The 10,656-nt window shown below is 59.0% G+C and carries 9 protein-coding genes and 1 pseudogene; all 10 read left to right on the top strand.

Features of this window, described 5'->3' with window-relative positions; translation table 11 throughout:
* Positions 1–506, top strand: a pseudogene (locus H5U08_RS03585) (hypothetical protein); the annotation flags it as partial.
* A 51-nt stretch (positions 507–557) separates the two neighbouring features.
* Entirely contained in the window at positions 558–2,381 is a 1,824-nt protein-coding gene (locus H5U08_RS03580) for a thiamine phosphate synthase (RefSeq protein WP_297030215.1), read from the top strand.
* Between the two features lie 453 nt (positions 2,382–2,834).
* Positions 2,835–3,236 carry a hypothetical protein gene (locus H5U08_RS03575; RefSeq protein ID WP_297030212.1) on the top strand — a complete coding sequence of 134 codons (402 nt, stop codon included), beginning with the start codon at positions 2,835–2,837 and terminating at the stop codon, positions 3,234–3,236.
* A gap of 165 nt (positions 3,237–3,401) precedes the next feature.
* Positions 3,402–4,223, top strand: coding sequence for an alpha/beta hydrolase-fold protein (locus H5U08_RS03570; protein ID WP_297030210.1), 822 nt, complete (start codon positions 3,402–3,404; stop codon positions 4,221–4,223).
* Positions 4,224–4,412: 189 nt separating this feature from the next.
* A complete protein-coding gene (locus H5U08_RS03565) occupies positions 4,413–5,615 on the top strand; it encodes a Gfo/Idh/MocA family oxidoreductase (protein ID WP_297030207.1) in 1,203 nt (400 codons plus the stop codon).
* A 23-nt stretch (positions 5,616–5,638) separates the two neighbouring features.
* A complete protein-coding gene (locus H5U08_RS03560) occupies positions 5,639–7,045 on the top strand; it encodes a PQQ-binding-like beta-propeller repeat protein (protein WP_297030205.1) in 1,407 nt (468 codons plus the stop codon).
* 41 nt (positions 7,046–7,086) lie between these two features.
* Complete coding sequence (locus tag H5U08_RS03555) at positions 7,087–8,334, top strand: hypothetical protein (protein ID WP_297030202.1); 1,248 nt, start codon at positions 7,087–7,089, stop codon at positions 8,332–8,334.
* Positions 8,335–8,471: 137 nt separating this feature from the next.
* Positions 8,472–8,846 carry a hypothetical protein gene (locus tag H5U08_RS03550; protein ID WP_297030200.1) on the top strand — a complete coding sequence of 125 codons (375 nt, stop codon included), beginning with the start codon at positions 8,472–8,474 and terminating at the stop codon, positions 8,844–8,846.
* Between the two features lie 43 nt (positions 8,847–8,889).
* Entirely contained in the window at positions 8,890–9,477 is a 588-nt protein-coding gene (locus H5U08_RS03545) for a ferredoxin (protein WP_297030197.1), read from the top strand.
* A 69-nt stretch (positions 9,478–9,546) separates the two neighbouring features.
* A partial coding sequence (locus tag H5U08_RS03540; RefSeq protein WP_297030195.1) for a 4Fe-4S binding protein occupies positions 9,547–10,656 on the top strand: 1,110 nt, incomplete at its 3' end.

Here is a 10,656-nt window from a genome sequence, read left to right as displayed (position 1 = left end):
AGACCACACCTGTCAGTTCCAAACACTGGTGGTGGCGTTCCGCATCGCCAGAGGTCTCCGTGGAAGAGACCCTCATCAGCCCATTTCCACTCGCTCTGGCTGTGGAAAAACTGCACGGATTCATTGCGGATCACCAGGCGCGGATTCGCAAGGTTCAGGGGAATCGCCTGGAAATGGAGATCGAGGTCAGGAATCCCCTCCGCAGCCGACGCCGTTCGGACCGGCCCGTGTGCTTCGACATGGTGGTGGTCATGAGCGAAGACAAACCCGCCAACGAGGAAACGCCCGCTCGGTCGTGCTTCCGAATCAAGATCACCCCGAAGTCCACCCGGGAACGGCGTCGTCGGGAAATTGCTGCCCGGTTGGAAGAACTCCTCACCAGTTTTCGCTCCTATCTGGCCATTTCCGAGGTGCAACCTCACCGCAGGGGTGCCATCTGGCCGAGCCTGCGCTCCGCGCTCCAGAAAAGTCTGGCGCGGTTGATGCCCAGGCTTCGCCTGCTGTAACCCTTTCCATGCGGAGCCGCCGTTCTGTACCATGAAGTGAAGATGGCCGCCATGCGGTGCATCGTCGCCTCGCGCGATTTATCGAGAATCACGCATGCGGAAAAGCCGCCGGAATTCACAGAAGTTAGGCTTCCCTCAACTCCCATGGAACGCGAATTTACCCCAGGAGCGCTTCGCGCGCTGGCTGCCGCCGCAACCTGGCAGTACGGAGAAGGGTTCGGCGGTCTCCGGCTGGTCAGTATCCTCATGGGTCTGCTCGCTGAACCTGAGTGCCGCGCGGCAATGATTTTGCGGGAACTCGGTATCAGCGAGGAATTGCTTCTCGCCCGCTGGCCGGAGCTCCATCGGTCTGCGGAGCCACCCCCGATCCCCCTGGAGTCACCCCCCCAATTTCATCCGGAAGTGAAAAGCCTTTTCACAGCGGTCGATCTGTACATGGACTGGGGTGACTGGCCGCCGATTATCTCGACGGAGCATTTGCTCTTGGGACTGGCAGGCTGCGATCATCCCGTCGCCGACTGGCTTCGCGAACAGGGGTTGAATTTCGCACAACTCCGGCAGCAGATTCTGCAGCGCTACGGCACTGGTGGGCAGTGGCGGCCGTCACCAGAGGAAGCCGTGGGAGGCGAGAAGGAAAGTCTTCCGCTGTCCGAGGAGGTGGAATCGACATCTCCGCCCGAGACAAATGACGCGGAAACTGTGCCCAGCCATCCTTCGCAACCTGGCGAAGGAAAAGATTTTCAGCGAAAAGAAACGCCAGCAGATTCTCGGAACGTATCGTCCGGCAAGCGAAAAAACGGGGACAGCATTCCGTCACTCACCCCATCCACTGCGATGGGACTTTATCGCATTGTGGATGCCGCGATCAACCGTGCGTTGGAAGGCCTTCGGGTTGTGGAAGATTATGGCCGGTTTGTGCTGGATGATCCTTTTCTGGTGGGTGAGCTGAAAGACATCCGCCACGCGTTTTCGCAGCTCTCGGGGGAGTTTCCCATGACTTACCGCCTCGCTGCTCGGGAAACTCAATCCGATGTCGGCACCCGGATCAAGCACTCCCACGAGATGAAACGGGAATCCGTCGAGGGACTGGTCGATGCGAATTTATCCCGTGTTCGCGAGGCCATCCGCAGCATTGAGGAATGCGCGAAGGTGCTCCAACCCGAGTTGGCAGAGCGATTTGAACAACTTCGCTACCGCTGTTACACGCTGCATCGGGCTGTCCGCATTACTGAACTCTCCCGGGAACGTCTGCACAACGCGCGACTTTATGTCCTGGTGGATGCCCGGCCTTCAGCCGAAGAATTTCGGGCCCTGGTGACGGCGCTCGTTCGGGTGGGCGTTCACGTGATCCAGCTCCGCGAAAAAAAGCTTGAGGATCGTTTACTCCTGGAGAGGGCCCGCATGCTTCGCAAAATCACCCGCGGCACACAAACGTTGTTCATCATGAATGATCGCCCGGACCTGGCCGTGCTGAGTCAAGCGGATGGGGTCCATGTGGGCCAGGAGGAGCTGACGGTCAAAGATGTCCGCACCCTTGTAGGCCCGGACATGTTGATAGGCGTTTCCACCCATGATATCGAGCAGGCCCGACGGGCTGTCCTCGATGGGGCCAATTACATTGGATGTGGCCCGACGTTTCCGTCCTCAACCAAACAGTTTTCGCACTTCCCCGGATTGGAGTTCTTGCGACAGGTGGCCTCAGAAATCACTTTGCCCGCATTTGCCATTGGGGGCATTAACGAGTCGAATATTGAAGAAGTGCTGAACACGGGAATTTCCCGCGTGGCGGTATCCGCCGCCGTCGTGGAGGCTCCCGATCCGTCAGCGGCTGCGAAACGGCTGCTGGCCAGACTTCAGGGTACGTCCACCCGCTGAGCGGCCACAGAACAGGCCTTTCCGTTGCAATTCATTGGAACCTGGCCTGAAACGATGGTAAAATCTGGCAAATGCCTTTCCAACTGGCATAAAATTGGGAAGGTTGCTTCCGGGAAGGTCTGAGCAATGCAAAGACCCCGAAAGCAAGGCAACGCCCCTTGCTTTGCCGTTCGGGGGCAACTGCCACGCGACTTCCCGCCACTTGGATAAGTCCCCCCGTAGGCCGTGCGGAGACTCCGGTTTCCGGAAAGGGGGGTTCCACATACGCAAGAGCGAATGGGGCGTTGTGGCAAACTTCACTGCGCCGGAAGAACCATGGGGCTAACCGCTCCACCACAAGCGGGAAGCGGTGGAAGGAACGGCAACCACAGAAGAATCTGCGAATCAAAATGGGATCGTGTGTGTTGCGATAGAACGTTCGAATAGAAGACGACATGAGGAGGTATTGACCCGATGAAGAAGCCATTGGGAATCATCGCTCTGGTGATTGGTGTCGTGTGGTGTGCTTCTACGGCGCTGGCCGTGACGCAGTTTCGCACCCAGTTCATCGCTCGGTACGTGAAGAAAGACAGCAACGATCCAAAAGATCGGGCCTTTGCCGAGCTGGTTGATCGCGCCGGGTGCAACATCTGCCATTTGGGGGATGACAAGACCAAACGAAATGCCTACGGTCAGGCCCTGGACAAGCTGCTGGACCGTAAAACCGATGCACGCAACAAGGAAAAGATCCAGAAGGCCCTGGAAATCGTGGAAAAGGAAAAGGTCGATCCAAAGGATCCAAAGTCTCCCACATTCGGCGATCGGATTAAGGCGGGTAAACTCCCGGTGGACGTGCCGCCGGAACTGATGAGGTGAGAGTCCTTCGCCCGGCTCGGGCTGAGTTAAGACAGGCCACTTGTCGCCGGTGGATTCACACCGGCGTTTTTTCTTGATATTCTGGCTACACGGCAATGCTTTGGGGGTTATGCCTGGGTGTGTTCGAATTGGTCCCTGAAGTAGGCTTCGGAGAAGGATGATGCCATGAAACGGTGGATCGGTGGCTTCGGCGTCGGAACGGTGGTTGTCCTGACCTGGTTGAGTGTCTGCCAGACTGTTTCAGCCCAGATGTACAAAGAGCTCCACAGCAAACTGGAAAAACGGGTGTACAAAAACGCCGAGGGGGAAACGCTTCCGTATCGTCTCTGGAAGCCGGAAAACTACGATCCGAGCAAGAAGTACCCCCTCATCATCTTTCTGCACGGGGCAGGAGAGCGAGGGGATGACAACGAGGCCCAGCTCAAAAACGATGAATTTCTGACACTTGTGCTCGATCCCCAGCATCCGGCCATCCTCATTGCTCCACAATGTCCGCGGGATTCCTGGTGGGCGGGTATTCGGCGCCAGGCGGATTCGTCTCAACCCTGGCCCAATGAACTCACACGTCCCATGAAACTGGTCATCGAGCTTTTTGACCAAATTCGCAAGGAATTGAGCGTGGATCCCGATCGGTGCTACGTGACCGGGCTGTCGATGGGTGGATTTGGCACGTTCGACCTTTTGCTGCGGCGTCCGCATGATTTCGCCGCGGCCGTCCCGATATGCGGTGGTGGAGACACATCCCGTGCCGGGGAAATTGCCCATATTCCGATGTGGATCTTCCATGGCGGCGCTGATCCCGTGGTGCCGCCCGCCCTGTCCCGAGCCATGGTCGAAGCCCTCAAGAAAGCAGGCGGAAAGGTGCGCTACACGGAATACCCCGGCGTGGGCCACAACTCGTGGTCCCGGGCCTATCAGGAGCCGGAATTGCGAGAATGGCTGTTTCAGCAGGTCCGCTCCGGCACAACCGAAAAATCGGGTTCCTGAGTCGATTCCAGGATCGCGAGCTTTCCTGCAGGACACCCCGAGGGTTTCTTAGCCACCGTTCAGGCAGTGTGGGGCGAAATACGAGAGGCCTCCGCCTCTGGCCCTCGGAAATGTCGCGGAACGAATGTGGAGCGTGCTTACATCACTCGGAGAATCCCCCAAAACGCGCATACACCAGGAGGACAGAGCATGCCGAGCAGGACCGATCGCCGGACATTTCTGGCTGCTGGCGGCGTAGCCGTGGCTTCGTTGATCCGTCGTGACCGGGTTTTCGGGAGTGAAGCCAACTCGCGGATCCGCCTGGGACTTATTGGATGTGGTGGCCGGGGCCGCTGGATCGCCAACCTGTTCCGGGAACACGGAGGCTACGCGATTGCGGCGGTCCACGATTATTTCGCCGACCGGGCCGAGGCAGCGGGGACGCAGTTTGGGGTGCCGGAAAACCGGCGTTACACCGGACTGCTGGGTCATCGGCGGATGCTGGACGACGGCGGCCTGGATGCCGTCGCCATTGAAAGTCCCCCATTCTTTCATCCTGAACAGGCTGCCGCAGCCGTCGAGGCCGGCGTGCACGTTTTCCTGGCCAAACCCGTGGCTGTCGATGTGGCGGGGTGCCGGGTCATTGAACAGGCAGGCCAGAAGGCGACATCCAAAAAACTGGCCTTTCTTGTGGACTTTCAAACCCGTGCCTGCCCGCTTTATCAGGAGGCGGTTCGCCGTGTTCAGGCGGGTGATATCGGCACGATTGTGAGTGCCGAGGCGGTGTATTATTGTGGTCCCACCTGGGTGGCGCCCGCCGATCTGGATGTGAAAAACCCGGAACATGTCCTTCGGGCATGGGGGGCCTTTCGGGTTCTTTCTGGTGACATCATCACTGAACAGAACATCCATGCGCTGGACGTGGCCACCTGGTTCCTGGATGCGGCTCCCGAGCGAGCTTACGGATTGGGCGGTCGCAAAGGCAAAACCGGACCTGGCGACTGCTGGGATCATTTCTCCGTCATCTTCACCTTTCCCAATGAGGTCATTCTCACATTCGCATCCAAACAGTACGGGGCCGGTTATGACGACATCGGCTGTCGCATCTTCGGCACGGAAGGAACGGCCGACACCCATTATTTTGGAACGATCAGCATCCAGGGGAAAAAGCCTTTTCCAGGCGGCCCGACTGGCAATCTTTACACAGATGGTGCGAAAACAAACATTGCTACCTTTTATGAGGCCATTACCAAGGGGGATTTCAGCAATCCCACCGTGGCTCCCAGCGTCCGCAGCAATCTCACGACGATCCTTGGGCGGATGGCTGCGTACCAAAAAGCAGAGGTCACGTGGGACCAAATGCTGGCCACAAACGAACGATGGGACTTTGATGTGACAGGCCTCAAGGAGTAACTCGCCGCCATTCGCGTTGCCGTATGCGATCCTTCGCTTGGACAGTTCTCCTTCCGCTCACCGTCGCCCTCCTGGGATTGGGGGCGATTGTCATTTGGATGGTCGCGGTGCCGGCACCGCCGCTGGCACGCCGCGTGCCAGGACTGGATCGGCCTGTCCGCCCGATGAGACAGGAGTCCGAAAAACACGAGCTATCCGGCACACTTGTGACGCTGGATGGGAAACCTTCATCGGTTCCAGGGGAATGGCCGAGGTTCCGCGGGCCCAATCTGGACGCCATTTGGGAAGATCCCAGCGTGACGCTGGCCCGCTCCTGGCCCCCGGAAGGACCCCGGCGCATCTGGTCCATCGAAGTAGGGGAGGGATTTGCGGCAGCGGCGATCAAGGACGGGCGGGTGTACATGATCGACTACGATCGTGAAAAGGAAGAGGACGTCGTCCGCTGTCTTTCGCTGGACGATGGCCGGGATATTTGGCAGTTCCGCTATCACAATACTGTCAAACGCAACCATGGCATGTCCCGTACCATCCCAACGGTGACCGACAAGTATGTGGTGACCATCGGCCCGAAGTGCCACGTGGCCTGTCTGGATCGTCTGACGGGCGAAAAGTACTGGCTCATCGACATGGCGGAACGCTGGGGAGCCACCGTGCCTCCCTGGTACACCGGTCAATGTCCCCTGGTGGAAAACGACCGGGTCATCCTCGCGCCGGGTGGCCCTGAAGCCCTTATGGTCGCCCTTGACGCGGCAACGGGCAAAGAGTTGTGGCGAACACCCAATCCACGCGACTGGAAAATGACTCATTCTTCGATCATGCCGGTCGTCTTTCAGGGGATGCGCATGTATGTGTACTGCGCGACAGGGGGCGTGGTCGCGGTTCGAGCCGACGATGGCGCCATCCTTTGGGATACACCCGAGTGGAAAATCAGTCTCGCCACCGTCCCGTCTCCGCTTCCTCTGCCCGATGATCGCATTTTTTTCTGCGGCGGGTACGATGCAGGGGCCCTGTTCATGCGGTTAACAAAAGAGGGCGACAGGATTATCCCCGCGGTGGAATCACGGCTTCCTCCCCAGCAGTTCGGCTCGACCCAGCAAACCCCCGTGCTGTACAAAGGGTTTATCTACGGCGTGCGGGAAAAAGATAAGCAGATGGTTTGCCTGGACCTGAACGGCAACCAGCGCTGGGCGAGCGGTTCCCAGTACCGATTCGGATTGGGACCGTATATGATCGCAAATGGCCTGCTGCTGGCACTCGACGACAACGGCACACTGACCATGGCGGAAGCGACTCCCGAGGCCTTCCGACCTCTGGCACAGGCTCGGGTGCTTGAGGGACACGACTGCTGGGGGCCCATGGCGATTGTAAAGGGCCGCCTGATTGTTCGCAGCAGCACGGAGATGGTTTGCCTCGATTTGACGGCCAACTGAGATCGAGGGCGGTTGATCGACGTCTTGCCCGGAACACCACTATGGACACAGGACGAAAACAAGCTCCGTTGTGGAATCACCGGTTGGTTGAGGGGCCAGCGACCATCCCGAGGGGCACAGTTCGGCAGGAAGCGCTGCTGGCACTCGGTTGCGTCGTCATCGGTCTTATCATCGGAGGCACGGCCGTCCTTGTGTACCGAAATCATCTGCGAAGCCCTCGCACCAACGCACTGCCAGAGCGGTTTGTCTATACGCTGGACAACTACGTCTCCGTGCCCGCGGAAAAGATTATTTTCGAGCCCGCCTGGCAGGTCGAGATTCCGAGAAGGGAGGTGCGGCGACTGGCGGTGATGGGAACCAACGCCTGGATTGCTGTGGATGATCAACTGCTTCCCGTCGCCCTTTCGGCAAGCGGGGGGCGATTGGAAGAAAAAATGGCCCTGTCTTTTGCGCCCCAGTGTCTCGCCGTTGCCAAGCGCTCGGAACCTGAGGTTAGCGGAGCCGGGAGGGGTTCGGATTCGGATTGGCTCTTCCTCGTGGGAAGCGGCTCCAGAGTTGTCGTGTTGACTCCGAAAGGTGACGTCCAGTCGGAATGGAATTTTTTTGGTACCAAGGCCGTCGTTACGGACATTGCCGTGGCTGGTGAGGACGTTTTCGTGGCGGATGCAGGCAACCGGGTCGTTCACCGTGTCGATCGCCACGGTGAGAAAATAGCCGAGATTGGGCACCGCGACGCGGATCGCGGGATCCTCGGTTTTATCATTCCCAGTCCCTATTTTGATCTCGCCTGGGGTTCCGACGGCCTCCTGCGCGTGGTCAACCCCGGCGTGCATCGCGTCGAACTTTATACACCGGAGGGTGATTTGGAAATCTTCTGGGGCAAAGCGGGACTGGATGAGGCGGGTTTCTGTGGCTGTTGTAACCCCGCTCATATCGCGCTATTTTCCGATGGGAGGGTGGTGACGGCGGAAAAAGGGATTCCACGGGTGAAAGTGTACTCGGCACACGGCGAGCTGTTGGGTTGGGTGGCCTCCCCCGAGCATTTTGCCCCTTCCAGCAAATGGGAAGAGACGCGGGACGAAGATCGACTTCCAGTGCTCGATGTGGAAATCTTCTCACCTCCCGAGAGTCCCGGCGAACAATGGATCCTCGTTCTCGATCCCGGACGGGGTGTCCTGGAGGCTTTTCGGCCGAAGGAGGACGGCCACCCGGCCGCTTCCGACCATGCCGAGGGGAGTGCCATGCACATGAGGGAGACAATCAATGGTTATGCTACCACGCAGAAATAACGTCCTCGGGTAGCGGGAGTGTGGTGAACCGGGGCGGGCTGGGGTATCGTGTTTCGGTGGTCTGTTCGGAGTGGTAAAAAACCTGGTGGCCCGGCAAACTGGGTGAATCCTGGGGATACAGAAGAGAGCTTCCAGCCATGACCGATTCGCATGCTGCAATTCATCACAAGAAGCACGTCTCCGAAGCTGGCCCGTTTGTGACCCGGCGGGACTTCTGGCGCGAGTCGTTTCGGGCGGTTGCTCTGATGGCACTCTCTGCGACGACGGTGACTCTGGGGCTGCGACGTATCGGTCCGCAAGCCAGCGTGGCCTGTCGGCGGTCGATATGTAACGGCTGTTCGCGGGTCGCTGCCTGTTTCCTGCCCCAGGCCCAGTTATTCCGACAGAGTCTGCGCGATGATCAGGCGAACAGGAATTCCCAGCAAGAGGGAGACCTGAAGAGTAAGGCCCAAGAGGAGTCGCGGAAATCTCCCGTTGATGGGAAACTGGCCGCCGCTCGATCGTCGAGGTGATTTCCGTGGCAAGGCGCCGAATTGTCGGCAGGAGGGAAATCCCATGAGCCCGACGGGTAGTGATAAACGGGTTTCGCGACGAGAAATGTTGCGGGAAGGGATCCAGATGGCAACGTTTCTCGGAGTCGGTGGGCTGGTTGGGTTCCTGGCAGGAAAAAAAGCCTCCGGGGACGTTTTGGTCTGGCAGATTGATCCTTACAAGTGCATCGCTTGCGGCAACTGCGCGACGCATTGCGTTCTGGATCCCTCCGCCGTCAAATGCGTCAACAGCTTTCCCATGTGCGGCTACTGCGATTTGTGCACCGGGTATTTTCCACCGGAGCCGCTGGCCCTCAATACCGGGGCGGAAAACCAGCTCTGCCCCACGGGTGCCCTCATTCGGAAACTGGTCGAAGAGCCTTACTACGAATACACGATCGACGAGAATCTGTGCATTGCGTGCGGCAAGTGTGTGGTTGGCTGCGCTGCGTTCGGCAACGGTTCCCTTTACCTCCAGGTCAGGCACGACCGTTGCCTGAATTGCCACCAGTGTTCCATTGCCATCGCCTGTCCTTCGCAGGCGTTTGTGCGGCTTCCAGCGTCACAGCCCTATCTGTTGAAACATCTGTACAAACCGAGCGCTACACTCTGAATCTATCGTGGAGATGTGCCTCGCCGTTCTGTCGGCCCCAAAAGACTTTGGTGCGGTGATACCTCCGATATGATTGACCGTTTTCCCAAGCAGGAACAGCGTGAAAACTGTCGGCTGCCAGAAGCGTCCTGCTCGCAGAAAGGAGCGTCGCGACGATGGAAGGCGTTCGTCCTTCTGGGGGTCGCCGCCGTTGTGCTGGCGGGACGGTGGGCAGCGCTGGCCGTCGAGCGATTTCCCCCGCCGGATTTTACCTCCCATAAGCTCCCGGAAACGCCCGTCCCGCCACCGCCCTCACCCGTTTGGGAAATGGTGGACACGATCGCCCTCGTCATCGCCCTGGGGACCGCGACCTATCTGGCGCTGGCGAAGCGATCGCGAAACGGGCTGTTTGTGCTGGCGGGTGTCAGTTTGTTCTGGTTCGGCTTTCATCGGGAAGGGTGTGTCTGCTCCATCGGGGCCATTCAGGATGTGGCTCAGGGCCTTTTTGATGGACGGTACGTTATTCCGTGGAGCGTGCTGCTCTTTTTTGCGCTGCCGATCGCTTTTGCCTTATTTTTTGGTAGGGTGTTTTGTGCGGCCGTATGTCCGCTGGGGGCGATCCAGGAAATTGCCGCCGTTCGACCACAGAAGCTGCCCGACTGGCTGGAACACGCCCTGGGGCTTTTCCCCTGGATCTACCTTGGCCTGGCCGTGCTTTATGCGGCGACCGGGACCAGCTACGTCATTTGCGAGTACGATCCGTTTGTGGCGTTTTTCCGGCGGTCGGGCGCCACATCCATGCTGGTTTTCGGTGGCAGTTTACTTTTGATTGGGATTTTTGTCGGGCGACCGTATTGCCGGTTCCTCTGTCCGTATGGTGCACTCCTGGGTCTCTGCTCCAAACTGGCACGCTGGCATGTGCGCATCCCCCCAACCGAATGCATTCGCTGCCGGCTGTGCGAAGATGCGTGTCCTTACGGAGCAATCGTGGCCCCTGTGCCGCCGCTCCCTCGAGCGGAACGGCGGACGGCACGACGTCGCCTGGCGATCATGCTGGGTGCTGTTCCGCTGTGGCTTCTCGCCGGGGGATTGGCCGGTTACGCCCTGCATCCGGTTCTGGCTCAGTTGGATCCGCAGGTGCGATTGGCGCAATGGGTACAGGCGGGTCAGGTACCGCCCGACAACAAATTCGCCCAGGAC

This window comes from Thermogutta sp. (assembly GCF_014359955.1).
Lineage (GTDB): Bacteria > Planctomycetota > Planctomycetia > Pirellulales > Thermoguttaceae > Thermogutta.
This window is presented reverse-complemented; position numbering and strand designations above follow the sequence as displayed.